Genomic DNA, 25,002 nt, shown 5'->3' with positions numbered 1-25,002 from the left:
AACCGCTTCGCACTTTTGCTGGAAATGCTATAATTTTAGTTTATCTCTCCGTCAGCTTCAGCTCGATGCGGCGGTTTCTTGCGCGGGCATCGGGTGCATCGGAACTATCGAGCGGCTGATACTCGCCAAAACCTGCTGCAACCAGACGGTTAGCTGGTACGCCATTGGCGATGAGATATTTGACCACTGCCGTTGCGCGTGCTGAAGAAAGCTCCCAGTTGTCGCGGAAGCGACCCGTGCCTGCCAGCGGCACATTGTCGGTATGTCCATCCACCCGCAGAACCCAGTTGATGTCATCCGGAATTTCCTGGTTGAGCGTGATGACCGCATCAGCGAGTTTCTTCATCTCTTCCTGACCGGCAGGATTGAGATCGGAAGAGCCCGTTGGGAAAAGAACTTCCGACTGGAACACGAAACGGTCGCCGACAATGCGGATATTTTCCTTGTCGGACAGGATCGCACGCAGGCGGCCAAAGAAGTCGGAACGGTAGCGGTTGAGTTCCTGCACCCGCTGTGCGAGCGCCACATTAAGACGACGACCGAGGTCAGCGATCTTGGCATTCGATTCGCGATCACGCGATTCGGAGGCATTGAGCGCATCTTCAAGAGCTGCAATCTGGCGGCGCAGCGCTGAAATCTGCTGGTTCAGCAATTCGACCTGCGAGAGCGCCTGCGCACTGACCTGCTTTTCGGCATCAAGGCTCTGGCTCAGTTCACCTGCGCGTTTTTCGGCGGCAGCACCCGCGCCGCTGCCTTCATTGAGAAGGGCTTGCAAGCGCGAGCGTTCGCTCTCCGCTCCTGACAACGAGGCTTGCAGATTGGCAATCGTGTCCTGCATGTCCTGCGAATTGCTTTTCTCAAGCGATAGAAGCTGTGTGAGTTCCTGTATCTGGCTGTTGAGACGTGCCAGAGCGCTGTCTTTGGTGTCGACATCGCGGCTCAGCAGAAACTGCCCCAGCACAAAGACTGTGAGCAGAAACATGATGGCGAGCAGCAATGTCGTCAGTGCATCGACGAAGCCGGGCCAGTAATCGACATGACGCTGCGGGCGGCGGTTGCGGGCTAGAGCCATTGTGCTTACTCCGGCCGTGTGCGGTCGTTCGGACGTTCGCCAGAGGATTTTGCGCCAATCGCCTTGTTCAGACGGTCGAGCGTTTCGCGGATGGCTTTCTGCTCATCTGCCTGTTTCTCGACCCAGTCGCGCATCATCTGCTGTTCGCTGCGCATACTCTTAACCAGCCCCTGAATGCCTTCGGCGAGGTTGGCGAGAGCAGCTGATGTGCGCTGGCTCGATGCGTCACCGCCTTGCAGGTTCTGTACGCGCTCGGCGAGGTTGCGGACACCATTGAGACTTTCGTCGGTGCTAAGATCGGAGCCGAGGTCTGTGACCGAGGAAAGCCAGTTTTCAAGCTCGGTATAGAAGCGGTTTTGCGCGCGGCCAGCCTGAAGATCGAGGAAGCCGAGAATCAGCGATCCGGAAAGACCAAACAGCGAGGAGGAGAAGGCCGTGCCCATACCCGAAAGCGGTGCCTGAAGCCCTGCTTTGAGCGAATCGAGCACATCTGTTGTGCTGCCCGAGCTTGGATCGAGCGACTGGATTGTCTCTCCGATGGAGCCAACCGTTTCAAGCAAGCCCCAGAAGGTGCCAAGCAGGCCGAGAAAGACCAGAAGGCCGATGAGATAGCGCGAAATATCGCGGCTTTCATCAAGGCGCGTGGCAATCGAATCGAGAATGGATCGGGTCGATGTCGTCGTTAGTGCCATCGACTGTCTGCGACCGATCAAGGCTCGCATGGGTGCAAGGAGCACGGGCGGGCGGGTGGTGCCGTCGCGTTCGCCATCGCGGAACGAATTGACCCAGCGGATTTCCGGAAGCAGCCGCAGCACCTGCCCGAAGGCAAGCAGGATGCCGACGAGCAGCACACCGAAGATCAGGCCGTTAAGACCCGGATTGGTGACGAAGAATGTATGGATCTGCCGCATCAGGACTGCCGCCAGAAATGCGACGATGATGAGAAAGATTACCATGGAGAGAATGACAATTCTCGGGCTGCTCAGGCGGTAGGGATCATAGTCCCGTGCATCGTCAAGGCGTTCCCGTGAAAGTCTCAAATCGCTCATGCGTCCTGCTCCATGGTCGGGTGTTCGGACAGAATCCTACTTCATTCGTTAGCGAAGCGGAATCACCTGAAACGAGAAAATTGCACAGCTTTATGAAGATTATTGCCTGAACTGCGACAGAGCATAAACTCGTAAATGAGCGGTATTATTTGTTCTCGCTGTCATATCCTATTTTAGGATCGGCTGATTTTATTGTTTATAATTGTTAATATGAATTATTTTAAATATTGTTATTTTTATATTTCAGAAATTTGATAATTTTAAATTGTAAATTCAACTTTATTTGAGGGGACTGCCATGCATTGGTGGAATATTCTTGGAAATATACTTGAGGCTGTGGGTAAATTTCTCGGTCAGTGGTAATCGCTTTATTGATACTAAAGCTTTAAATTAAATAAAGAAGGCCGGTCCATCACTGGATCGGCCTTCTCGTCGATTCTTCAAAAGTTGACCCAGATGCAAATAAAACCGGATCAACAGCGTTACGAAGCTTCTTAAATCGGCTTGTTGACCGTCTTGAGCAATGCCTTCTGAATGATTTCATTGCCAGCAACGATGGTCTTGGTGCCGAAAATGTCCTGGCCGCCCTTTTTGTCGGATACAAAGCCACCGGCTTCGCGGATCATCAACATGCCTGCGCCGAGATCCCAAGGGTGCATACCGTCTTCCCAGAAGCCGTCGAGACGACCAGCAGCAACATACGCGAGATCGAGAGCAACCGCACCCATACGGCGAATACCAGCGGTTTCACCCATGACGTTGCGCAGTTCGACGAGGTAATGGCCGTGGCCGGGGCGACCCAGATGCGGGATGCCGGTGCCGATAACGCAATCGACGAGTTTGTTACGGGCTGCGACGCGCAGACGGCGATCATTGAGGAATGCGCCACCGCCACGTTCAGCGGTATAAAGTTCGTCCATTGCCGGGTTGTAGATAACGCCAGCAACGATCTGTCCTTGACGCTCAAGAGCGATGGAGACTGCAAAAACTGGAATACCATGGAGGAAGTTGGTGGTGCCATCCAGTGGATCGACCAGCCAGCGATGCTGTCCATCCTTGGATTCAACCTCACCCGATTCTTCCATCAGGAAGCCAAAATCCGGGCGGGCGCGGCTCAGTTCGGTGTAGATGACTTTTTCCGCTTTGCGGTCGGCCTGGCTGACGTAATCGCCTGGACCTTTGAGAGAGACCTGAAGGTTCTGCACTTCGCCGAAATCGCGCGCAAGGCCACGTCCGGCCTTCATAGCGGCCTGAACCATTACATTGAGAAGGGCTGAACGCGCCATCTGATCATCCTTTTTAGAAGCGCATCCCGAAACCTGTGAGCCGGTTTTCGGAAAAGATGCGCGTTTATAAACCTGAGAGCGCCGATCTGATCGGATCAGATCGAATGGCACTCAAAACTGAGCAATCTGAGAAAGAACTGTCACGGTCTCATGGAGAGGCCGGACTGCGGCGCCAGACAAGCAGGCGCCGCTGAATTTTGGATAAGTGGATTATGCGCGGCTGATGTAGGTCAGTTCGCTGGTATCAACGATCACGCGTTCACCCGATTCAATGAATGGTGGAACGAGGATGCGGATGCCGTTTTCGAGGATCGCTGGCTTGTAGGAAGAAGCAGCGGTCTGGCCCTTGACGACCGGGTCAGCTTCAACGATTGCAAGCGTAACCTGTTCTGGAAGACGGATGCCGATTGGCTTTTCTTCGTAAAGTTCGACCGTGACCATCATGCCGTCCTGAAGGAAGGCTGCGCGGTCGCCAACGAAATCCTTGAGCAGTTCGAGCTGTTCGTAGGATTCTGTATCCATGAATACCAGAGCTTCACCCTGTTCATAGAGGAACGAGAAGTCCTTCTGCTCCAGACGAACGCGTTCAACGGTTTCTGCAGCGCGGAAACGTTCGTTGAGCTTGGTGCCGGTGATGAGGTTCTTCAGTTCGACCTGATTGTAGGCGCCGCCTTTACCTGGCTTGACCGCATTGGTCTTAACCGCAGCCCACAGACCGCCATCATGCTCGATGACATTGCCTGGGCGGATTTCGTTACCATTGATCTTCATGAGCTTAATCCGGGAATAAAAAGTGAAAACTGTTGCGGCCCGGCGCATCACGACAGAAAGGCAATCGCCCACGTTAAATTGGGGGATTGCGTCCATCTTTTAACTCGAACCACGATAATCGGGTTTCCAAGACCATAAAATGGCGCTTTGTGCAAGCCTGAGAGCTCATTCTCGGTATCATTGAATGCGAAATTTGGCGTGTAAGGCATCATCTCAGGCATAAATTTTTCTGTCTGAAGATGCGGAACATCGGAAACTGCTTTGCAGAGCCAGCTCAGCTTAATCGCAATTTCTTGTGGTCTGACAGAAAAATCTGCCCTATGTCCGACTACAGCACAATTCCTCAAGCTTGAATTCGTTTAAGGTAGAATTATGCTGAACGTATAGAGTGTTAGAGCGATCTTTGTGCGCCGAAAAGGGCGCAGGACGCTCTAGGATTTTCTGTGTGAGACCTCTCATTCGAGTATGTTCACGATTTTATACCCGAGGCGCAATCTTATCGCTCCGTGTTTTCTTCCGGTTCGATAATGCTCAAGAATTTCTGGAGAGAGTTATGAAAACCGCAGCGAAGGCAATCCCCGGCATCCGTCAAAAGTTTTTCCACCTAGCCGCAGCAGGCCTGCTGCTCTCGACTATCGCAGCTGTTTGTGTTCCAACCATCGCTTCAGCCGCATCTCCAGCTGTTAATGCTCACCAGCATGATGCCGCCGCCGCCGCACCTGATGCGGGGGCAGTTCTGCAAGCAATCTACAAGGTAGATGGTAACGGCTCTGATTCCTACGATGTTGGAAAAGGAGTAACGGCGACCTATTGGCTGGGTCATCAGTTTGAGCTGGAAGGAAAGCAATATTTCACCGGCTTTGCATGGGAAACGCCCGTGCAAAAAGAGGGGGCTGAGGGCGGAGAGGCCGGCCCGGAGGCTCAGGTCAGTCTCTCGGAAGCAACCTTTGTGCTGGTGGATGGATCATGGACGCTTGCCCATGCTGCGCGTGATATCGGTTCGATGGGCTCTTACGAGAAACCCGACGAAGTCGATACGAACCGCAAGGTTGCAGAATATCGCACGCCGTCAGGGAAAATTGTGTTGGCCGTTCCTATTGCCGGTTTCGATAACGGTTCGTCCTACAATGGCTTTGACATATTCGCCTTCAACAAATCATGGACCCATGTCGGCTATCTGTTGGCGGGTGAAGATAATGGCGCTGCCTGCTCCGACGGCGAAGTCATGCCCTGTGTTTCGAGCCAGGGAGAGGTGGCTTTTGCTCCGGATGAAAAGTCGGATATGCCCAAGCTGGTGGTAAATTTTACGGGTACGACGATCTCTGCTCCGGGCGAGACGCGTGAGCTCGGCGCTGATGATGCGACGACCTATGTTTATGATGCGAGCAAAAAGGCTTACGAAAGCCAGTAATACCGTGGCGGCTCAAGATTCTAACGCATCACGCCTTGAAAAAAGTTCAATCGCCCTCGGGCTTAACCAAAACTCCATGAGCCATACTCATGGAGTTTTTGTATAAGGCTCCGGCCAAAGCCGCAAATAAACAGCGGCACATTTAGAGCGCTGTGCGCCCTCTTAGACGCCCAAAGGCCGCTCAACACTTTATGCTATAGGTGCGCGCTTTTGGATTAATAGGCTTTGTTGAAGGCTGTTATTAACGAACCCGCAGGTCGTTTGCTGTCTGGATTGCTTGTTTGAGCTGATCGTCTGCAAGACCATCCATCATGTCATTCAAATCCGGCGAGCGGAAACCCGCTCTCTGGGCAATGATGTACCAGGCGGCTGACTTAACAAGATCGCCATCTGTTCCAATGCCATCGCGATAAAGGCGGGCAAGCCATGCCTGCGCCATCACCATTCCACGTTGCGCAGCAATCTGCATCCAGCCAAAGCCCTGCTCGTAATTGCGGTCGCCACCACGCCCTTCGATCAGCCAGCGGCCAAGATCGAATTGCGCTGTATCATAGCCTTTGCGCGCGGCGCGCAGCAGATATTCACGCGCTTTTGGTTCGTCGCGTGCAATCTTGTCGGTGCCATTGGCGTAAATCTGGCTGATCGCATATTCGCCATCGGCAAGCTTGGCATCAGCCGCTTTTTCAAACCACGGGAATGCCTGATCAAGACCAGCTTTACCCGGTGTTTTCATGAGCAGCATTTGCCCATAATTGAACTGCGCCATGGCATTGCCGCCTTCGGCAGCCTTCTGCATCAGCTCTGTGGCCTTGGCTGTATTCTTCGCAATGTATTTGCCCTGAAGAAGCAAGGCCGCATAACGGAACTGCGCTTCATTAACGCCTTGCGCAGCTGCTTTCGCATACCATTCAGCGGCTTGCTTCTGATCGGCAGGTACACCGAGACCACGCGCATAAATCTCTGCAATCAGCGTTTGTGATGCCGGGTCGCCTTTTTCAGCCTGCGGTTTTGCGAGGTTGAATGCAGTCAGGTAAAGCCCACGCTGATACGCACCGAAAGCCTCATCCGCAGGCTTGTCGCCAAACCGGCTTGGATCGATCGCCGGAAGCGTTCTGGTTGATGCCGGTTGCGGCAGCATTTTGGGCTTTTCCGCAGGCTTGTCGCCCCTGCTGTCATGGTTTGTTTGTGCGCCTGTCGGTTCACCCGCAGCCATTGCAGCGGGGGCAGATGCAACAAAGATCAAAGCCGTAGCGAGAAGAATTCTGCTCTTCATGGGGGCGTACAAAACCTTGGCGGATTTAATTTTCAAAGCGGGGTGCATTTTCATCGAGAAGCCTGTTGGCTTCAGCGACAGCCTTTGCAGGATCTTCGGCCTCAAAGACTGCACGGCCGAGGGCCACGAAATCAGCGCCGGTTTGTGCTGCTTCAACAACACTTTCAATCGTATTGCCGGCCTGTGCAATACTTGGAATTTCGACCATTTCAGCCCACCATTCAGCCAGCGCAAGATTGCGAGGATGAGCATCGGGCTTATTGTCTGCACCAATTTTGCCAAAGAAAACATAATCGGGCTGCAGTTCGCCGATCTCCATCGCGCCGTGACGATCACGAAGATTGCCCGTGCCAACGATAAATTTTGGCGTGTGCTTTTCGATGGCTTCAGCAAGTTCACTGGCTTTGCCTTCGATATGTATGCCGTCGGCACCGACGCGACCTGCAATGCGGGTATCATTGAGAATGATAGCCGCCACACCATTTTCCTGAATGACGGAAACGGCTTTCTGGGCTGATGCCTGAAAAGCGGCTTCATCCAGATCGCCACCGTCGAGAATCACGCTCGCTACATCGCCACCTGAGAGCGCTGCAGACAAAAGCTTTGCCAGCGCATCACCATCGGCAAGCGGTGGTGCGACCAGCAAAAGGCGGCAGCGTTCATTTTCCTGTGAAGTATTGGGCGTGTTCATAAACCAAACCTAGCGAAAGATGTTGATGGAATTCGGGCATAAAGTAAGAGGACTTCGTTGAACAGTCCTTTTGCATTAGCGCGCCTTTGTTGAAGGGCCGGACGGTCGTGTTCTGGCATTATGTTATCCACTGGAACGAAAGTTGATTGGAACCAACCGGGTTCCGCCCGAATTACCAGCTATATAGGCGGCAATGAGTGCTGCGCTATTGCAGACGGAAAACAAACGGCAGGCAGGTGAAATGACGAGTGAAACGGCGAAAATAGTGCCAAAGGTTCGCGATACACGTATCGACGTGTTCCGCGCGCTGGCACTGCTTACGATTTTCATCAATCATGTACCCGGAACGATTTTCGAGCACTTCACGCACAAGAATCTCGGCTTCTCTGATTCCGCTGAAGCTTTTGTTCTGATTTCAGGCATGGCGGTGGCTTTGGCCTATGGCGGCAAGTTTGCGCCGGGTAATCGTCTCGTGCTGACCTTGAAAATGTGGCGTCGCGCCTGTGTGCTTTATACTGCGCACATCATGACGACGCTTGCGACGATTGGTATTTTTGCCGCCGCCGCCATTTTCCTCAAGCATCGTGAGCTGCTCACGCAGATCAATATCGGCCCGCTGGTCAAGCAGCCGGTTGAAGCTCTGCTTGGTCTCGTCACGCTTGGACATCAGCTCGGCTACAACAATATTCTGTCGATGTATGCCGTCATGCTTCTGATGACGCCATTGCTGCTGCTGCTTGCACGCATCAGCCTTTCGCTGATGGTTGCTGTGTCGGGTACAGTCTGGCTTCTGTCGGGACTTTATGGTGTTGCACCGATCAACTACCCGACTGGCGGCGTCTGGTTCTTGAACCCACTGTCCTGGCAGTTCCTGTTTGCGATCGGTATTGCCGGTGTCATGTATGTGCGTCGCGGTGATAAAATCCCGGCACATCCTGCGCTGATTGCAGCTGCTGTCGGTTATCTGGTTCTGTCGCTGGCCTGGGTTCGCATTCCGCTCTGGGGCATTGATGCCTCGATGGGAATGCCTGCGGTCCTGACTGGCTTTGACAAAACCTTCCTTTCGGCTCCGCGTCTACTGCATGTGCTGGCGATGGCTTATCTGATCGCGGTTGTGCCGTCGTTGAACAGTATTGCGCGCACGTCTTCTGATAATCCGCTTGCCATTCTGGGTAAGCATTCGCTCCCGGTCTTCATTGCGGGTACGTTGCTGGCAATGGTCGCGCAGGTGATGAAGCTCGTTAATCCGGGTGGTCTGCCATATGATACGCTGTTGATTGCAACGGGTGTGGTGATGCAGTTCGCACTGGCTTATTATCTTGAGTGGCTGCCAACGATCGGTTGGGGCAAGAAGCCAGCGGCAAAGCCTGCAACGGCCGAAGGCACCAAGGTTCCGGCCACTTCAAACCCGAAACCTGCTTTGCAACGGGTATGATCGAGTGATTTTTAAAAGCCGCCTTCGGGCGGCTTTTTTATTTGGGCTTGCTGACAGGGCGCGGAAACTTCCACAGCTTGAGCCCAAAATTAACGCTTCATTAATCTTAACGGCGTTAAATGGTTTACATCCAGTTCGGCTGGATTCTTACCGAGTGGTTTAGCCACTCTGTTTGACGCCTCCCTGTTAAACTCCTGAGAGCCGCCTTTGCGGCTCTTTTTTTATGCTCTTCTTGCGGGCAGAGTTTTCAGAGCGTCACGCGTTTGATTGCGCCCGCTGCACGCTTATCTCTTTGTTTTCGCGCATATCGTTATCGGAAAGCCAGCTCCGGTCTTTCCGCGACTGGCTTTAGTCGTTTACCATCATTGAAAATCCTCCCAAAAATATTAACTCTTCATTAAACATATTCTTGCGCGACAGTGCATGAAGGTGCAGTTTGTCGTGGACTCATTAAAAGCGGCTGTTCCGTCTTCGCTCTCCCCATGATCGAACAGCGGTTCAAGAAATTCATTCGCACGCATTTGACGGTGTGCGAGCAACAAAATGGACGCTGATGCGTTCATGTAAGGTGGCAGAGCAGTGATTAGCGAACAGGGACAGATGCCGGGCAATATGATCAGCCTCGCTGAGCGCATGGTTTTCTCGGATTCGTTTAAGCCGATTTACAGTGAAGGCATGGATATGGTTGAGGAAGCGGCCAGCTACCTCGATGGAGAAGGCCGTGAAGAAGCGCGCACTCTCTCGCGAGTTGCCGCAACCCTTTATGCTGCCGAATCGATGCGCCTGACCACCCGCCTAATGCAGGTTGCTTCATGGCTTCTGCTACAGCGCGCTGCCCGCAATGGCGAAATGTCCCGCCAGCAGGTTGAATCCGAAAAGGCCAAGGTTCGTCTTGATACGCCATCGGCAGGCGATGTAGCGGCAGGCTGGAATGAACTTCCTTTCGCCTTCGTTGAACTTATCGAGCGTTCGATCCGACTTCAGGCACGCGTGCGCCGCATGGATCGCAATGTCTATGGCGAAGTCGTTTCGCTGCAGACCACACCACGCGGCAATCCGGTGTCGGATCAGATTGTGCTGCTCAAGACGGCTTTCGGCGCTTCCTGATATTTTTTTGATGTGCGCTTCCCGGCGCGCATGTTTCTCTTTTGTTCACATTTATGCTGTCAAGTGAACCTGTCTGAGGATAGGGTTCACTTATGAAAGAAACGATTCGCATCATTGGTATTGATCCGGGGCTCCGCCGTACCGGCTGGGGCATCGTCGAATCGCTTGGAAATTCCCTGCATTTTATCGGCTCCGGCACGGTGACGTCGAATGCCGAGATGGATCTCGCTTCACGGCTTTGCCAGTTGCATGAGGGGCTCGCAAAAGTTCTGCATGACTTCATGCCGCATGAAGCCGCCGTCGAACATACATTCGTCAACAAGGATGCAACTGCTACGCTCAAGCTCGGTCAGGCGCGCGGTATTGCACTTCTGGCGCCTGCTCAGGCGGGGCTTCCTGTTGCAGAATATGCGCCCAACGCCGTCAAGAAGGCGGTCATTGGTGTCGGCCATGGTGAAAAGCAGCAAATTCATATGATGGTGAAGGTTCTGATGCCGCGCGCAACGTTCGATACGAGCGATGCTGCCGATGCGCTCGCCATTGCCATTTGCCATGCACATCACCGTCAGAGCATTGTCAGCGCACGCAGATTGCAGGCGCTTCTAAGTTAACGCGCATCTTGTTCCGAAAACCGTTACATATTTTTCGGGATGTGCTTTTAGCAGGATAGGTATCAAATGATCGGCAAGCTCAAGGGCGTGATCGATGAAATCGCTGAGGATCATGCTGTCATCGACGTGCATGGCGTTGGCTATGTTGCTTTTTGTTCGGCCCGTACACTTGGTAATCTGGGCGGGGCAGGTGAAGCGGCTGTTCTGTTTATCGAGACCTATGTGCGCGAGGACATGATCCGCCTTTATGGTTTCGCATCGCAGCTTGAGCGCGAATGGTTCCGCCTGTTGCAGAATGTGCAGGGCGTTGGTGCCAAGGTGGCACTTGCCGTTCTGGGTACATTGACGGTGCCGGAACTCGCCAATGCGATTGCTTTGCGTGATATCAATATGGTGTCGCGTGCACCGGGCGTTGGCAAGAAGGTGGCCGAACGTATAGTTACCGAGTTGAAGAACAAGGCACCGGCCTTTGCGGGAGAAGCCAGCGGCACGATCGGGCTTAAGCAGGAAATCGGCGCGGGTGCGGCTTCTGCACCAGTGAGCGATGCGGTTTCAGCGCTATCCAATCTGGGCTATTCACGCGATCAGGCGGCCAATGCGGTGGCCGCAGCACTTAGAGAAGCCGGAGAAGATGCAGATTCGGCCAAGCTCATTCGCCTTGGTTTGAAGGAGCTGTCGCGGTGAGATACTTGTCTCAGGTTAATGTTCATGCGAGAGGACTGGCATGAGCGACCGCAACCCTCTTATTGATGCTGATATCAGCGCTGAAGACGCCGATAGCACCCTACGCCCGCAAACGCTTAATGATTTTGTGGGGCAGGCGGCTGCGCGCGCTAATCTAAAAGTCTTTATTGAAGCCGCCAAAGTACGTGGCGAAGCACTGGACCATGTGCTGTTTGTCGGGCCTCCGGGACTGGGAAAAACCACGCTTGCGCAGATCATGGCCAAAGAACTTGGCGTTAATTTCCGCTCGACCTCTGGTCCGGTGATCGCCAAGGCTGGTGATCTCGCAGCACTTCTGACCAATCTCGAAGATCGCGATGTTCTGTTCATCGATGAAATTCACCGTTTGAGCCCGGCTGTCGAAGAAATTCTCTATCCGGCGATGGAAGATTTTCAGCTCGATCTCATCATTGGTGAAGGTCCGGCGGCGCGTTCGGTGAAGATTGATCTTGCGAAATTTACGCTGGTTGCAGCGACCACCCGTCTTGGGCTGCTGACCACGCCATTGCGGGATCGCTTCGGTATTCCGGTCAGGCTCAATTTCTATACGGTCGAAGAGCTTGAATATATCGTGCGCCGTGGCGCGCGCATCATGCAGATGGGCATTTCGCCAGATGGTGCGCTGGAAGTCGCGCGTCGTTCTCGCGGCACACCACGTATTGCAGGCCGTTTGTTGCGCCGGGTGCGCGATTTCGCGCTGGTCGCAGGTGCCGATGTGATCGATCGCAAGATCGCCGATGAAGCGCTTTCGCGGCTTGAGGTTGATAATCGCGGGTTTGATCAGCTTGACCGGCGTTATCTCGAAATGATCGCACGCAATTTTGGCGGTGGTCCGGTCGGTATCGAAACAATTGCAGCGGGATTGTCTGAACCGCGAGACGCAATCGAAGACATCATCGAGCCCTATATGATCCAGCAAGGCTTTTTGCAGCGTACCCCACGAGGACGTGTTTTGACGGCACTTGCCTGGCAACATATGGGACTGGCCGCGCCTGCTGAGGTGACACAACAGTCGCAGTTCGGCCTTTTCATGGAAGACGAATAGTTATGGATCATGCGCAGGTTGCGGGCGAACTGAAAGACGGGACCCATCATCTCTATGCCCGCATCTATTATGCCGATACGGATTTCTCGGGCTTCGTTTATCACGGTCGCTATCTCGAATTTTACGAGCGCGGTCGCACCGATTTCCTGCGTCTTCAGGATGTTCACCATATCGAGCTTGCTGAAGGTTCGCTTGGTGAGGAAATGGTCTGGGTCGTTCGCCGCATGGAGATCGACTATAAATCGCCTGCAAAGATGGACGACCTCATCCTGATCGAAACCCGTGTCAGCGAAATTCGTGGGGCACGGGTCATTATGGCGCAGAAGATCACCTGTGATGGACGATTGCTGTCAGAAGCCAAGGTCGAGGCGGTGATGATCACCAAGGAAGGTCATCCCCGCCGTATTCCCGATGAATGGCGTGAAGCTTTCACGAAAGCTGACTACAGCGTAACTCCTTAAACTTGGATCAGTTTAAGGTAAGATTATGCTGTAAAGATAGAGTGTTAGAGCGACCTTTGTGTGCCCAGGAGGGTGCAAGGCGTTCTAATAGTTTCAGAAACGCCCGCAATAATTAACGGGTACATGGCGCTTCTCTTTAAATGATAACGCATCCTTAACCATAATATTCCATTAATCATGCTGACGGAATCGGTTGAGAGGCTGGGTTGAAGTGCAGCGCCTTCCTTTCACCAAAATTAACCGTAACAAGCGCTGTGAGGATTTAAAGTTGAAATCCGATATGGCGGTTGTGGCGCAGAGCGTCAGCATATCCGTCAGGGTGTGCAAAAAGCTCGTTAGATAAAGCTGCGCAGGTTGGGGCGTTCGGAAACGGACGTTTCTAGAAGAATTTGCGATGCCGCCCGGTTATGACGCCGGGCGTTTGGATTCGAGGACGGTAGATCGATGGAAAATGTTGCGCTTGCGGCCCCTGCCGCCGATATTACCCTCTGGGGCCTGTTCATGCAGGCAGGCTGGGTCGTTAAGCTTGTTATGCTTGGTCTGATCGTTGCATCGGTTTGGACCTGGGCGATCATCGTAGACAAGATTGTCGCTTACGGTCGCGCACGCCGCGCAATTGATCGCTTCGAGCAGGCTTTCTGGTCCGGTCAGTCGCTGGAAGAGCTCTACCGCAATCTCAATGATCGTCGCACAACGGGCATGGCCTCCATCTTCATGGCTGCCATGCGTGAGTGGAAAAAGTCATTTGAGAAGGGTGCGCGGTCTCCGATTGCACTTCAGATGCGTATCGACAAGGCGATGGATGTGGCGCTGGCGCGTGAAAGCGAAAAGCTGGAATCGCGGCTCGGCTTCCTTGCAACGATTGGTTCAGCGGCACCTTTTATCGGTCTTTTCGGTACGGTTGTCGGTATTATGACCTCCTTCCAGGCAATTGCGGCATCCAAAAACACCAATCTCGCCGTCGTGGCGCCGGGTATCGCGGAAGCGCTGCTTGCTACTGCTATCGGTCTTCTGGCCGCTATCCCTGCGGTTATTGCCTACAACAAGCTGTCGAGTGACGCGGGTAAGGTCAATGGCAGGCTCGAAGGCTTTGCGGATGAGTTCTCTGCCATACTGTCGCGCCAAATTGATGAGAAGCTGACGCCGCGCAGCTAAAGCATGTCGCGGAAAAGTGGGAACCGGTTTTCCGATAACGACAAGCGTGAAAACAAAATAGAGCGTTCCGGCATCAAAGCTAAATCGAGCCTTCGGGAATATTGAAATGGGCATGTCAGTTGGAAATCAGGGAATGCAATCGGGCGGACGCCGCAGGCGTGGTCGCAAGAAGGCATTGATGAGCGAAATCAACGTTACGCCATTCGTGGACGTGATGCTGGTGCTGCTTATCATCTTCATGGTCTCTGCTCCGCTTCTGACTGTTGGCGTGCCTATCGATCTGCCGGATACGCAGGCGAAAGCCATGAATGCCGACACGCAGCCGATCACTGTATCGGTCAGCAATGACGGCAAGATCTATCTGCAGGAAACTGAAATTCCGCTCGATGAAGTTGTTGCCAAACTTCAGGCGATTGCCAAGACCGGTTACGAAGAGCGCATTTTCGTGCGCGGTGACAAGGCTGCCGATTACGGCACCGTCATGAAGGTCATGGCTCGCATTTCCGCCGCCGGTTTCAAGAATATCGGCCTTGTGACACTCCAGGAGCAGGATAGCTGACGCCATCATGAAGGCTGGCCTGACATCTTCTGTAGCCCTCCATACCGTCGTTATCGCGTTGGGGCTTTTCTCCTTCTCCTCGCCGAAGGCTTTCGACGTGCAGGATTCGGAGTCGTTTCCGGTCGACATCGTGCCGATCGAATCGATTACCCAGATCCAGCAGGGCGATAAGACTGCGCCGATGAAGGAAAAGTCGGCACCTGTTCCGACGAAAAAGCCGAATGTCGTTCCCGATGCTCAAAACGTCGGCGACAACGACGTCGATCTTCAGACGCCTCCAAAGCCTGATAACAAGGCGAAACCCATTGAAGCGGCTGAGGAACCAAAAGCACAGCCGGAGCCGGTGAAAAAGCCGGAACCGAAGCCAGATCCAAAACCTGAACCCAAGCCGCAGGAACAGCCGACACCGGTGCCGGCGACCGAAGTTCAGACCAAGCCTGAAGAAAAGCAGGAAGTGAAGCCGGATCCGGTTGCGGAAGCAATCGAGAAGCAGGCGGAAGCACCTGATCAGACGGCTCCAAAATTGCCGGATAATGTTCCGGCACCACAGGCAAAGCCTAAACCTCCGCAGGCGCAGACGGCAAAGACGCCTGATCGCAAGCCGACGGAAGAAAAGAAGCCTACGCAGTCCGCCTCGCAGACCTCGCAGTCGAAGAATGACGCCATTGCTGATGAAGTGGCAGCACTCCTCAACAAGCAGAAGGCATCGGGCGGCGGCGCAAAGCGTTCCACCGATCAGGCATCGTTGGGCGGCAAGAAGAATACAGGTGGCTCGAAGCTGAGCCAGAATGAAATGGATGCCCTTCGTGGTGCGATTTCCAAGTGCTGGAATGTGCCTGCCGGTGTGGCAGACGCTCCAGGTCTGGTCGTGACGGTGAAGATGCGTCTTAATCAGGACGGCTCTATCCAGGGTTCTCCTGAGGTAACATCTGGTGGCGGTGGTGACGGTGTGGGCCGTGCGGCAGCTGAAAGCGCCAAGCGCGCTGTGGCGCGTTGCGCACCATACAATCTGCCAGCAGACAAATATGATTCATGGTCGGAAGTGATCGTCAACTTCGACCCGAGCGAAATGTTCTGATCGGATTTCCGGTCGCAAACAAGTTGAATGCCAAGGACAAAAGAGGTCCCAGAAGATATGAAAATAGGCATCATGAAAACAAAGATCCGCGCAGCCTTGTCGGCTTTCGCCTGTGTGATCGCTGCAAGTCTTGTTTCCACCATGCCTGCTCGCGCGGTGGTGGAAATCAACATCAACAAGGGTGTGGTCGAGCCACTGCCAATTGCTATCACCGACTTCCTGTCGGCAGATCAGCTTGGACCGAACATCACTTCTGTCATTGCTGCGGATCTTGAGCGCTCTGGCCTTTTTGCGCCAATCAACAAAGGCGCGTTCATCGAAAAGATTTCCAATCCCGATGCATCGCCGCGTTTTGAAGACTGGAAAGTTATCAACGCGCAGGCACTGGTGACGGGCCGCATTACCAAGCAGCCAGATGGCCGTTTGAAGGCTGAGTTCCGCCTGTGGGATACGTTTGGCGGTCAGCAGATGATCGGCCAGCAGTTTTTCACCACGCCGGATAACTGGCGTCGTGTTGCGCACATCATCGCCGATGCGATTTATGAGCGCCTGACCGGTGAAAAGGGCTATTTCGATACACGTATCGTGTTTGTCGATGAATCGGGTCCGGCACAGAAGCGCGTCAAGCGTCTTGCGATCATGGATCAGGACGGCGCGAATGTGCGCTATCTTTCCGATGGCCGTGACATTGCTCTGACACCACGCTTCTCGCCGAACCGTCAGGAAGTCACCTATATGTCGTTTGCTGGTGGTCAGCCGCGCGTTTATCTGCTGCAGCTTGAAACCGGTCAGCGCGAACTTGTCGGCAACTTCCCCGGCATGTCGATTGCGCCACGCTTCTCGCCAGATGGTCAGAAAGTTGTAATGAGCCTGCTGCAGGACGATGGCAGTGCGAACGTCTACACGATGGACCTGCGTAATCGCTCGACAACCCGTCTCACCAGCAGTCAGGCAATCGACACGAGTGCGTCTTATTCGCCTGATGGTTCGCAGATCGTCTTCTCGTCCGACCGTGGTGGCCGTCCGCAGCTTTATGTCATGGGCGCTGATGGCTCCAATCCACGCCGTATCTCGGCGGGTGATGGCAGCTACTCGACCCCTGTCTGGTCGCCACGCGGTGATCTGATCGCCTTCACCAAGCAGTCGCAGGGCCAGTTCTCGATCGGTGTCATGAAGACCGATGGTACAGGTGAACGTCTGCTGACTTCTGGCTTCCACAATGAAGGTCCGACCTGGGCTCCAAACGGTCGCGTCCTGATGTTCTTCCGCAAAGCTGCGGGTGCTGGTGGACCAAAGCTGTTCACGATTGATCTGACCGGTCGTAACGAGCGCCAGATCCAGACTCCGAACTTCGGTTCCGATCCGGCATGGTCGCCACTGCTCGAATAGTGCCGTCAGCTGCATTGATATTTAACAAGGCGCGAAACTTCTGTTTCGCGCCTTTTATTTTGCACGACCAATACAGAGCTACAGGCGAGTTAGGAGCGAACAGAGCTCTAGATTGGCTGATTATGCTCAAATTGCCACAATCTTAGCCTTTGGGCCGTGTTTCTGCCGCATTTAGCCATCAAGGGCTAGAAACAGAATTGCTGCCGGAAAAACCGGTTTGCATTTGGCCGAAAGAAATCGTTAACCATACTTCTTGAGCCTGCCTTAACCTAAATATGATTATTGGTTGGTTACGCAGGAACATCAAATCTTAAGGAGCTCCGGCCCATGCGCCGTTTCCAGTCGATTGCACGTAGCCCTATCGCTATTGCCCTTTTCATGACGCTCGCCGTTGCTGGTTGTGCGTCCAAGAAGAACCTTCCAAACAATGCCGGTGATCTTGGCCTTGCTGGTGGCGCTGCTACGCCCGGCTCGTCGCAGGATTTCACTGTGAATGTTGGCGACCGCATTCTGTTCGATCTCGATTCTTCGCTGATCCGTGCCGATGCACAGCAGACCTTGTCGAAGCAGGCTCAGTGGCTGCAGCGCTACCCACAGTACTCGATCACTGTTGAAGGCCATGCCGACGAACGCGGTACACGCGAATACAACCTGGCACTCGGCCAGCGTCGTGCAGCTGCAACCCGTGACTTCCTTGCAGCTCGTGGCGTTCCAACCAGCCGTATGCGTACCGTTTCCTACGGTAATGAACGTCCAATCGCTGTTTGCGATAGCGACTCGTGCTGGTCTCAGAACCGTCGTGCCGTTACCGTTCTTAACGGTGCTGGCAGCTAATAAACAGAATGAGGTGTTTAACACCTCATCTCGTTTGATTGCGTTCGCGCCTTCACTGGATATGCGATATCGCAACACTCATACGGAAAAGGCGGCCTTTTGGCCGCTTTTTTCGTTTTGGCAGGCGCATATTAGCCGCTTCGACAAATTTTGGCCGAAGTCGCCTGTGTCATAGGGAAAGCATCTTTGCTTTTTATGGATTTTCTCTAAAAGCTGAGAAGAGCCGTGAGAAATCGGGTGTTCAGATAATATTCAGGCGCGATACCTGAACATCGGGAACATGACGATATTTATCGCGGCCATAATTTCAGGGCACCATCATTTTTCGGAAATGAGCGATAGGGGCAAAAGGGAATGAGGAAACCAATGAGGAAAGTGACACTGGCTTTTGCCATGTTGCCGCTTTTGGCAAGTGCTCCGGTTCTGGCGGCATCTGTTTCTTCGCAGCAGGGGCAAATCCAGCTGGCGCAGGCGGGTAATCCCGGCGGTGACCAGTTCGCGCAGCAGGTATGTAATCTTGCGCACCAGAATGCGCAGTCTTATGCACGCATTCTGCAGTTGCGCGACAAGATGCTTAAAATTCAGCGCGACAATGAAACCCGCTTTCAGGCACTCGAAAAGGGCCGAGGCGGCGCACAGAATCATGTGAGCATCGGCTCAACGGCTATTCTTGACGACGCGATGCGCGATAATGGTGCTGGCGGTCAGGGTGGCTATCAGCAAAGTCCCGGCTTGCAGCAGGAAGTGATCCGCAATCTCACCGGTAAGGTAGAGGATGTGGATGCTCAGATTTCGTTCACCAACGAACAGCTGCAGAAGACGCAGGACGACAACCAGTTCCGCTTTGAAGAGCTTGAAAAGAAAAAGGGCGGTTCGACACCTGCACAGGCAAGCGCTGGTCAGGATGCTCCCGTTACGCCGCCGCCGGGCAGCGATCTTTGCGCACAGGGTATGCCGAATCCTACAGCTATTGCCGATACGCTTGGCGCTCGCGCTGAAGCCATGAACTTCCAGGTTCTCGAATTGCAGGACCAGATGCAGAAGATGCAGGAAGAAAATGAACGCCGTTTCCAGGCGCTGGAAAATGGTGGTCGTGCGGATGCCGTTGGTGCGCCGACAGATGGCAACAACGGTACATCGCTGGCTGATGCAGCTCCGGCTGGAAACCCCGATAACGGGGTTTCAGGTGGTGCTTCGTCAGATGGTAATTTCGGTTCTTCTTCTCAAACGGCGGCGAACAATCCATCGGGCGCCGATTCCACTGCTATTGGTTCTGGCACAGCTCCTCAGGGCGGCCCGCAGCGTGGGGAGCCGCCACAGTCGCTCGGCTCCATTCGTTTCGATAACAATGGCAATGTAATCGGCGAAACGATCAATGCTCAGCCGCGCCCGGTTGAACATGGGCCAGCACTTCCTGCAGGGCAGGCTGTCGCTTCTCTGCCGACCGACGACAATCCAAACTCGCTCTATCAGGCTGCCTATCAGTATCTGATGTCGGGCGATTACAAGGCCGCCGAGACTGGTTTCCGTGAGCATATCAAACGCTACCCTGCGGACCCCACGACAGCTGAGGCGCGTTATTGGCTGGGTGAATCGCTTTACGGTCAATCACGTTTCCCGGAAGCTGCGACGGTATTCATCGATACGCAGCGCGATTATCCGGATTCAAAACGCGCGCCAGAGAATATGTTCAAGCTCGGTATGACGCTTGAGAAAATGGATAATCACGATGTTGCATGTGCGACGTTCAAGCAGATTCCGGACCGCTATCCGAATGCAGCGCCGGCAGTTTTGAAGCGGGTCACGGACGAGCGCACGCGCATTAAATGCTGATTTTGGAGACTATGAGTGGGGCTTTCCCCGATCAAAATTTTTGAACCCTTCGGACTTGAGCGTGCAAAAGGAATTGTTGCTGCTGTTTCAGGTGGCAGCGATTCTCTTGCGCTCCTTTTCCTCCTCAAAGATCATCTGGCGACATTGGAAAATCCGCCGCCACTGACAGCTGTTACCATCGACCATCGCCTGCGCGCTGAATCCGCCGATGAAGCAGAAAATGTCGGCAAACTGTGCCATGCTCACGGCATTGCACATCGTGTTTTTGCCTGGGAAGAAGCCAAGCCCAAGACCGGCATTGCGGCAGCAGCGCGGTCGGCGCGCTACCGCTTGCTGGTTCAGGCCGCACAGGAAGTGGGCGCTGATTTTATCGCGACAGGTCATACGCGCGACGATCAGATAGAGACGTTTCTGATGCGTCAGGAGCGAAGCTCTCATTCGGAAGCGCGTGGACTTGCCGCCATGGCTCCCCGTTCATGGCTGGAGAGTTCTGTTGAATTGATCCGCCCCCTTCTTGATCAGTCGCGCATGACGTTACGTGATGAACTGACGAAGAAGGGTATCCGCTGGATAGATGATCCAAGCAACGTCAATACCAGCTATGAGCGTCCGCGTGTAAGGCTTACTTCCGCTGCAGAAGCAGATCCGGAAACGATCCTCGCACAGATCGCTTTGGCAGGTGCTGCACGTAAACGCGACAACGCGGCGCTGATGTCAGCGCTGGCTGATCCAGACTGTGTGAAGATGAGCCCTCTCGGCACGATCTCGGTCGACGCGGAAATTTATGCAGCATTGCCAGAAAATGTTCGACGTCTATTTTCAGGCCTGCTTGCATCTATTGCAGGCGGACGACGTTTTCTCCCCGGCGATGCCGAGCGATCACGCATTGAAAGAGTTTTGTCCGGGAATGAAAAAACTGATCGTATGACGGTTTTTGGAGCACTCGTCGAACTTGGGCGAAGAGGATTGCCGCACCGGTTTCGTCGTGAGAGGCGCAACCTGCCGATTATGCGGATTGAGACAGGTCAGCGGATTATCTGGGACGGGCGGTTTCGTTTCACAAATGAGGGCAACCGCACGCTGGAGATACGGAGCCCGGATCGCCAAGAGCTGGCAGATTTCATAGAGCTTTCCGAACTCGACGTCGATTCCGTTCAAAGAGACGCTTTGCTGGTTTTGCCTGCTATCTATGAAAACGGCAAACTATTGCAACTTCCAGCAGTTAACGGGCAGCAGCTGCCTGCAGGAATCACTGTCGAGAAACACTTCGCAATCTTCGATCATGTGCTTCCGGGCTATGATTTTGGGCTGGCAAATGCCGTTGAAAAGCGGTTTGGCCGTGAATGTCCTAATTTTTATAAACCAGATTGACAAGAATCGAAGGTGAGGGGGCTCTCGCGCCTTGGCAAGGCCTTCCTTCGATCCTATGTTAAGCCGAAACATCGTACCGCCCTTTTCTCGGGTGGCCGTGGTATCGATTGGACCCGATATGAATCCGAACTATCGCAACTTCGCCCTCTGGGCGATCATTGCTCTACTTTTGATAGCGCTGTTCAACCTGTTCCAGAGTCCTGGCCAGCGCACGAATTCCCGTGAAGTTTCTTACTCCCAATTTATCGATGACGTTTCAAACGGACGCGTGAAAGCGGTCACCATCACTGGTGAACGGATCAGCGGTACGTTTGCCGATAACGGATCGACCTTCCAGACCTATTCGCCGGGTGATACCGGACTGGTTTCTCGTCTTGAAGAGAAGGGCGTTGCAATCACCGCTCGTCCTGAAAGCGACGGCTCCAGCTCGCTCCTTGGCATTCTGCTTTCATGGTTGCCGATGATCCTTATTCTCGGCGTGTGGATTTTCTTCATGCGCCAGATGCAGGGTGGCTCGCGCGGTGCGATGGGCTTTGGCAAGTCGAAGGCCAAGCTTCTGACCGAAGCGCATGGTCGTGTGACGTTCCAGGACGTTGCAGGCGTTGAAGAAGCCAAGCAGGATCTCGAAGAAATCGTCGAATTCCTGCGCGATCCGCAGAAGTTCCAGCGTCTGGGCGGTAAAATCCCACGCGGCGTTCTGCTCGTAGGCCCTCCCGGAACCGGTAAGACTTTGCTCGCGCGCTCTGTTGCAGGCGAAGCCAATGTTCCGTTCTTCACGATCTCCGGTTCGGACTTCGTTGAAATGTTTGTCGGTGTTGGTGCAAGCCGCGTCCGCGACATGTTCGAACAGGCCAAGAAGAACGCGCCTTGCATTATCTTCATCGACGAAATCGATGCTGTCGGTCGTCATCGTGGTGCCGGTCTTGGTGGCGGTAACGACGAACGCGAACAGACACTCAACCAGCTTCTGGTTGAGATGGATGGCTTTGAAGCAAACGAATCAATCATTCTGATTGCTGCAACCAACCGTCCTGACGTTCTTGATCCAGCGCTCTTGCGTCCGGGCCGTTTCGACCGTCAGGTCGTAGTTCCGAACCCGGATATCGTTGGTCGTGAGCAGATCCTCAAAGTGCATGTGCGCAATGTGCCGCTTGCACCCAATGTTGATCTCAAGGTTGTCGCACGCGGTACGCCGGGCTTCTCCGGTGCCGATCTTGCAAACCTCGTTAATGAATCTGCTCTTATGGCTGCGCGTCGCAACAAGCGTCTCGTGACCATGCAGGAATTTGAAGACGCCAAGGACAAGATCATGATGGGTGCGGAACGCCGTTCCGCCATGACGCCGCAGGAAAAGGCCAATACGGCTTATCATGAGGCAGGTCACGCCATCGTTGCGATCAACGTACCGAGCACCGATCCTGTTCATAAGGCGACAATCATTCCGCGCGGTCGTGCGCTGGGTATGGTGATGCAGCTTCCTGAAGGCGACCGTTATTCGGCAACCTATACCTGGATGGTATCGCGCCTTGCGATCCTGATGGGTGGCCGCGTTGCGGAAGAGCTGAAATTCGGCAAGGAAAACATCACGTCCGGTGCATCCTCTGATATTCAGCAGGCAACCAAGCTTGCGCGCTCGATGGTGACGCAGTGGGGTTATTCCGACAAGCTCGGTCGCGTTGCCTATGGCGACAATCAGGAAGAAGTGTTCCTGGGCCATTCGGTTTCGCGCACGCAGAATATCTCGGAAGCAACCGCGCAGATCATTGATGGTGAAGTGCGTCGTCTGGTTGATGAAGCCTATGCCGAAGCAACCCGCATCCTGACTGAAAAGCGCGAGGACTGGATTGCTCTGGCCGAAGGTCTGCTCGAATACGAAACGCTGAGCGGCGATGAAATCAAAGAACTGATTGCGGGCAACAAGCCATCGCGTGATCAGGGCAATGATACGCCGTCACGCGGTTCGGGCGTGCCGAAAGCCGGTAGCCCGCGCAAGCGCAAGGGTGAGGAGCCAGGTGGTGAACCTGGCATCGAACCAAACCCGCAGCCGCAATAAGCATCTGCAAAAATTACGAAAAGCCGGGCAGTCTGTCCGGCTTTTCTGCTTTTTTGGCAGACGAGATGAGAAAGGCTCGGTTAATGATTTCGGCGCATCATAGGAAAGATTTGGAGTTTCACGCTTTAAAGTAGTTTGTTTCTCCGAAAGGCGAAATTGCAATGACAGGTGGTTTTGCGGTAATAACGCAGACAATCGATTACCGGGCTAACAATCCCGGATGCCATTGCCGTCTCACGGATTAACAGCGACTGTATTTGATTGGTTCGAGACAGCTCTATGGCGCAACGCAAGGCTAAGAATATGACACGTAAATATTTTGGAACCGACGGCATTCGCGGCAAGGCCAACAGCTTTCCGATGACGCCTGATATTGCCATGAAAGTTGGTATGGCTGTCGGGCATATTTTCCGCCGCAAAGGCCAGGCCTCGCGCGTCGTGATCGGCAAGGATACGCGCCGTTCCGGTTATATGCTGGAAAACGCACTGGTTGCAGGTTTCACTGCCGCCGGTATGGACGTGTTTCTGCTTGGTCCAATTCCAACGCCTGCGGTCGCCATGCTCTGCCGTTCCTTGCGTGCGGATATTGGCGTGATGATCTCGGCTTCGCATAATCCTTTCTATGATAATGGCATCAAGCTGTTTGGCCCTGATGGCTTCAAGCTGTCCGATGAGATCGAGCTTAAGATTGAAAGCCTGATCGACAGCGATCTGTCCGCGCATCTCGCAAGCCACGGTGAAGTGGGCAAGGCCAAGCGCGTCGACGGCGATATCTATCGCTATATCGAATTTGCTAAGCGCACGCTGCCGCGCAATATCTCGCTTAATGGTCTTCGCGTTGTGGTCGATTGCGCCAATGGCGCGGGCTACAAGGTTGCGCCTGCAGCTCTTTGGGAACTTGGTGCAGAAGTCATCACCATCAATGATGAGCCGAACGGCATCAATATCAATGAGGATTGCGGCTCGACCCATCCGATTGGCCTTATGAAGAAGGTGCATGAAGTGCGCGCCGATGTCGGTATTGCACTGGATGGCGATGCGGACCGCGTTCTGCTTGTCGATGAAAACGGCACCGTGATCGATGGCGATCAGCTTCTGGCAGTTATTGCCGAATCATGGGCTAAATCGGACCGTCTGCAGGGCGGCGGTATTGTCGCGACGATCATGTCCAATCTCGGCCTTGAGCGCTTCCTGCATGATCACAATATGACGCTGGCCCGTACCAAGGTTGGCGACCGCTACGTGGTTGAACATATGCGCGAGCATGGCTTCAATGTTGGTGGCGAACAGTCCGGTCATATTGTTTTGTCGGATTTTGCAACGACTGGCGACGGTCTGGTGTCTGCGCTACAGATTCTTGCTGTTGCCCAGGAAGAGAACAAGCCGCTAAGCGAATTGTGTCGCAAGTTCGAGCCAGTGCCGCAGCTCCTCAAGAATGTTCGTACTGCTGGCGGAAAACCGCTTGAGAACAAGAAGGTCAAGAGCGCTATTGACGAAGCGACTGATCGTCTGGGTTCGCAGGGACGTCTGGTTATTCGTCCATCCGGAACTGAACCGCTCATCCGGGTCATGGCGGAAGGCGATGACCGCGCACTCGTTGAAAAGGTCGTCAATGACATCATCAACGTGATTTCTTCGGAAAGTGCTGCAGCCTGATAAAACATCGATCTCAATAGAAATGGCGCGGCTTGTCCGCGCTATTTTTTTGTCCGGTGCAGCAGAGGTTGTAGTTTAGCAACTGTTAATAAACGTAGTTAAAAAACAAGGTTAAGTTGTATTTAACTTTTCCTGAATA

The 25,002-nt window shown here is 53.8% G+C and carries 22 protein-coding genes; 16 read left to right on the top strand and 6 right to left on the bottom strand.

Annotation, left to right across the window (positions count from 1 at the left end; all coding sequences use genetic code 11):
• Positions 1-40 precede the first annotated feature (40 nt).
• The 4 genes from KMS41_09130 to efp all read right to left on the bottom strand — a co-directional run bounded on the left by KMS41_09130 (position 41) and on the right by efp (position 4,178).
• Positions 41-1,072, bottom strand: coding sequence for a peptidoglycan -binding protein (locus tag KMS41_09130; GenBank protein ID QWK77253.1), 1,032 nt, complete (start codon positions 1,070-1,072; stop codon positions 41-43).
• A gap of 5 nt (positions 1,073-1,077) precedes the next feature.
• Complete coding sequence (locus tag KMS41_09125) at positions 1,078-2,121, bottom strand: flagellar motor protein MotA (GenBank protein QWK77252.1); 1,044 nt, start codon at positions 2,119-2,121, stop codon at positions 1,078-1,080.
• Between the two features lie 494 nt (positions 2,122-2,615).
• Positions 2,616-3,407, bottom strand: coding sequence for an inositol monophosphatase (locus KMS41_09120; protein QWK77251.1), 792 nt, complete (start codon positions 3,405-3,407; stop codon positions 2,616-2,618).
• A gap of 210 nt (positions 3,408-3,617) precedes the next feature.
• Entirely contained in the window at positions 3,618-4,178 is a 561-nt protein-coding gene (gene efp / locus KMS41_09115; protein QWK77250.1) for an elongation factor P, read from the bottom strand.
• A 553-nt stretch (positions 4,179-4,731) separates the two neighbouring features.
• Here efp and KMS41_09110 point away from each other — a divergent pair.
• Positions 4,732-5,589, top strand: coding sequence for a hypothetical protein (locus KMS41_09110; GenBank protein ID QWK77249.1), 858 nt, complete (start codon positions 4,732-4,734; stop codon positions 5,587-5,589).
• 241 nt (positions 5,590-5,830) lie between these two features.
• Here KMS41_09110 and KMS41_09105 read toward each other — a convergent pair whose 3' ends face one another.
• Positions 5,831-6,910, bottom strand: coding sequence for a sel1 repeat family protein (locus KMS41_09105; protein QWK78827.1), 1,080 nt, complete (start codon positions 6,908-6,910; stop codon positions 5,831-5,833).
• The gene (locus KMS41_09100; GenBank protein ID QWK77248.1) at positions 6,888-7,553 is read right to left on the bottom strand and encodes a thiamine phosphate synthase; all 666 of its coding nucleotides are present in this window, start codon (positions 7,551-7,553) and stop codon (positions 6,888-6,890) included. Before KMS41_09100 ends, KMS41_09105 begins: the two co-directional genes overlap by 23 nt.
• 241 nt (positions 7,554-7,794) lie before the next feature.
• Here KMS41_09100 and KMS41_09095 point away from each other — a divergent pair, with 241 nt between their 5' ends.
• The 15 genes from KMS41_09095 to KMS41_09025 all read left to right on the top strand — a co-directional run bounded on the left by KMS41_09095 (position 7,795) and on the right by KMS41_09025 (position 24,863).
• Positions 7,795-8,988 (top strand): OpgC family protein, encoded by a 1,194-nt coding sequence (locus KMS41_09095; GenBank protein ID QWK77247.1) that lies wholly within the window; start codon positions 7,795-7,797, stop codon positions 8,986-8,988.
• 600 nt (positions 8,989-9,588) lie between these two features.
• Complete coding sequence (locus tag KMS41_09090) at positions 9,589-10,095, top strand: DUF1465 family protein (protein QWK78826.1); 507 nt, start codon at positions 9,589-9,591, stop codon at positions 10,093-10,095.
• A gap of 92 nt (positions 10,096-10,187) precedes the next feature.
• A complete protein-coding gene (gene ruvC, locus KMS41_09085) occupies positions 10,188-10,706 on the top strand; it encodes a crossover junction endodeoxyribonuclease RuvC (protein ID QWK77246.1) in 519 nt (172 codons plus the stop codon).
• Positions 10,707-10,772: 66 nt separating this feature from the next.
• Positions 10,773-11,390, top strand: coding sequence for a Holliday junction branch migration protein RuvA (gene ruvA, locus KMS41_09080; GenBank protein QWK77245.1), 618 nt, complete (start codon positions 10,773-10,775; stop codon positions 11,388-11,390).
• Positions 11,391-11,430: 40 nt separating this feature from the next.
• Entirely contained in the window at positions 11,431-12,474 is a 1,044-nt protein-coding gene (ruvB, locus tag KMS41_09075) for a Holliday junction branch migration DNA helicase RuvB (protein ID QWK77244.1), read from the top strand.
• Between the two features lie 2 nt (positions 12,475-12,476).
• Positions 12,477-12,935, top strand: a complete 459-nt coding sequence (locus KMS41_09070; protein QWK77243.1) for a YbgC/FadM family acyl-CoA thioesterase — start codon at positions 12,477-12,479, stop codon at positions 12,933-12,935.
• A gap of 444 nt (positions 12,936-13,379) precedes the next feature.
• Positions 13,380-14,090 (top strand): protein TolQ, encoded by a 711-nt coding sequence (gene tolQ / locus KMS41_09065; protein ID QWK77242.1) that lies wholly within the window; start codon positions 13,380-13,382, stop codon positions 14,088-14,090.
• Between the two features lie 106 nt (positions 14,091-14,196).
• Positions 14,197-14,649, top strand: coding sequence for a protein TolR (gene tolR / locus KMS41_09060; protein QWK77241.1), 453 nt, complete (start codon positions 14,197-14,199; stop codon positions 14,647-14,649).
• Between the two features lie 7 nt (positions 14,650-14,656).
• Positions 14,657-15,727 (top strand): cell envelope integrity protein TolA, encoded by a 1,071-nt coding sequence (locus KMS41_09055; protein ID QWK77240.1) that lies wholly within the window; start codon positions 14,657-14,659, stop codon positions 15,725-15,727.
• A 57-nt stretch (positions 15,728-15,784) separates the two neighbouring features.
• Positions 15,785-17,116 carry a Tol-Pal system protein TolB gene (gene tolB / locus KMS41_09050; GenBank protein ID QWK77239.1) on the top strand — a complete coding sequence of 444 codons (1,332 nt, stop codon included), beginning with the start codon at positions 15,785-15,787 and terminating at the stop codon, positions 17,114-17,116.
• 327 nt (positions 17,117-17,443) lie between these two features.
• Positions 17,444-17,950 (top strand): peptidoglycan-associated lipoprotein Pal, encoded by a 507-nt coding sequence (gene pal / locus KMS41_09045; GenBank protein QWK77238.1) that lies wholly within the window; start codon positions 17,444-17,446, stop codon positions 17,948-17,950.
• 354 nt (positions 17,951-18,304) lie between these two features.
• Positions 18,305-19,783, top strand: coding sequence for a tol-pal system protein YbgF (gene ybgF / locus KMS41_09040; GenBank protein QWK77237.1), 1,479 nt, complete (start codon positions 18,305-18,307; stop codon positions 19,781-19,783).
• 15 nt (positions 19,784-19,798) lie between these two features.
• Positions 19,799-21,154, top strand: a complete 1,356-nt coding sequence (gene tilS, locus KMS41_09035; GenBank protein ID QWK77236.1) for a tRNA lysidine(34) synthetase TilS — start codon at positions 19,799-19,801, stop codon at positions 21,152-21,154.
• Positions 21,155-21,272: 118 nt separating this feature from the next.
• Entirely contained in the window at positions 21,273-23,207 is a 1,935-nt protein-coding gene (gene ftsH, locus KMS41_09030) for an ATP-dependent zinc metalloprotease FtsH (GenBank protein ID QWK77235.1), read from the top strand.
• A 303-nt stretch (positions 23,208-23,510) separates the two neighbouring features.
• A complete protein-coding gene (locus KMS41_09025) occupies positions 23,511-24,863 on the top strand; it encodes a phosphoglucosamine mutase (GenBank protein ID QWK77234.1) in 1,353 nt (450 codons plus the stop codon).
• Positions 24,864-25,002 lie beyond the last annotated feature (139 nt).

Origin of the sequence: Ochrobactrum sp. BTU1, assembly GCA_018798825.1 — a bacterium.
GTDB lineage: Bacteria > Pseudomonadota > Alphaproteobacteria > Rhizobiales > Rhizobiaceae > Brucella.
The sequence above is the reverse complement of the archived record's forward strand: the minus strand, read 5'-3'. Positions and strand labels throughout refer to the sequence as shown.

What these genes read in the sequence shown, in the direction of transcription:
- KMS41_09130 (QWK77253.1), bottom strand. Translation starts at nt 1,072, where the DNA reads ATGGCTCTAGCCCGCAACCGCCGCCCGCAGCGTCATGTCGATTACTGG.
- KMS41_09125 (QWK77252.1), bottom strand. Translation starts at nt 2,121, where the DNA reads ATGAGCGATTTGAGACTTTCACGGGAACGCCTTGACGATGCACGGGAC.
- KMS41_09120 (QWK77251.1), bottom strand. Translation starts at nt 3,407, where the DNA reads ATGGCGCGTTCAGCCCTTCTCAATGTAATGGTTCAGGCCGCTATGAAG.
- efp (QWK77250.1), bottom strand. Translation starts at nt 4,178, where the DNA reads ATGAAGATCAATGGTAACGAAATCCGCCCAGGCAATGTCATCGAGCAT.
- KMS41_09110 (QWK77249.1), top strand. Translation starts at nt 4,732, where the DNA reads ATGAAAACCGCAGCGAAGGCAATCCCCGGCATCCGTCAAAAGTTTTTC.
- KMS41_09105 (QWK78827.1), bottom strand. Translation starts at nt 6,910, where the DNA reads ATGCACCCCGCTTTGAAAATTAAATCCGCCAAGGTTTTGTACGCCCCC.
- KMS41_09100 (QWK77248.1), bottom strand. Translation starts at nt 7,553, where the DNA reads ATGAACACGCCCAATACTTCACAGGAAAATGAACGCTGCCGCCTTTTG.
- KMS41_09095 (QWK77247.1), top strand. Translation starts at nt 7,795, where the DNA reads ATGACGAGTGAAACGGCGAAAATAGTGCCAAAGGTTCGCGATACACGT.
- KMS41_09090 (QWK78826.1), top strand. Translation starts at nt 9,589, where the DNA reads ATGCCGGGCAATATGATCAGCCTCGCTGAGCGCATGGTTTTCTCGGAT.
- ruvC (QWK77246.1), top strand. Translation starts at nt 10,188, where the DNA reads ATGAAAGAAACGATTCGCATCATTGGTATTGATCCGGGGCTCCGCCGT.
- ruvA (QWK77245.1), top strand. Translation starts at nt 10,773, where the DNA reads ATGATCGGCAAGCTCAAGGGCGTGATCGATGAAATCGCTGAGGATCAT.
- ruvB (QWK77244.1), top strand. Translation starts at nt 11,431, where the DNA reads ATGAGCGACCGCAACCCTCTTATTGATGCTGATATCAGCGCTGAAGAC.
- KMS41_09070 (QWK77243.1), top strand. Translation starts at nt 12,477, where the DNA reads ATGGATCATGCGCAGGTTGCGGGCGAACTGAAAGACGGGACCCATCAT.
- tolQ (QWK77242.1), top strand. Translation starts at nt 13,380, where the DNA reads ATGGAAAATGTTGCGCTTGCGGCCCCTGCCGCCGATATTACCCTCTGG.
- tolR (QWK77241.1), top strand. Translation starts at nt 14,197, where the DNA reads ATGGGCATGTCAGTTGGAAATCAGGGAATGCAATCGGGCGGACGCCGC.
- KMS41_09055 (QWK77240.1), top strand. Translation starts at nt 14,657, where the DNA reads ATGAAGGCTGGCCTGACATCTTCTGTAGCCCTCCATACCGTCGTTATC.
- tolB (QWK77239.1), top strand. Translation starts at nt 15,785, where the DNA reads ATGAAAATAGGCATCATGAAAACAAAGATCCGCGCAGCCTTGTCGGCT.
- pal (QWK77238.1), top strand. Translation starts at nt 17,444, where the DNA reads ATGCGCCGTTTCCAGTCGATTGCACGTAGCCCTATCGCTATTGCCCTT.
- ybgF (QWK77237.1), top strand. Translation starts at nt 18,305, where the DNA reads ATGAGGAAACCAATGAGGAAAGTGACACTGGCTTTTGCCATGTTGCCG.
- ftsH (QWK77235.1), top strand. Translation starts at nt 21,273, where the DNA reads ATGAATCCGAACTATCGCAACTTCGCCCTCTGGGCGATCATTGCTCTA.
- KMS41_09025 (QWK77234.1), top strand. Translation starts at nt 23,511, where the DNA reads ATGACACGTAAATATTTTGGAACCGACGGCATTCGCGGCAAGGCCAAC.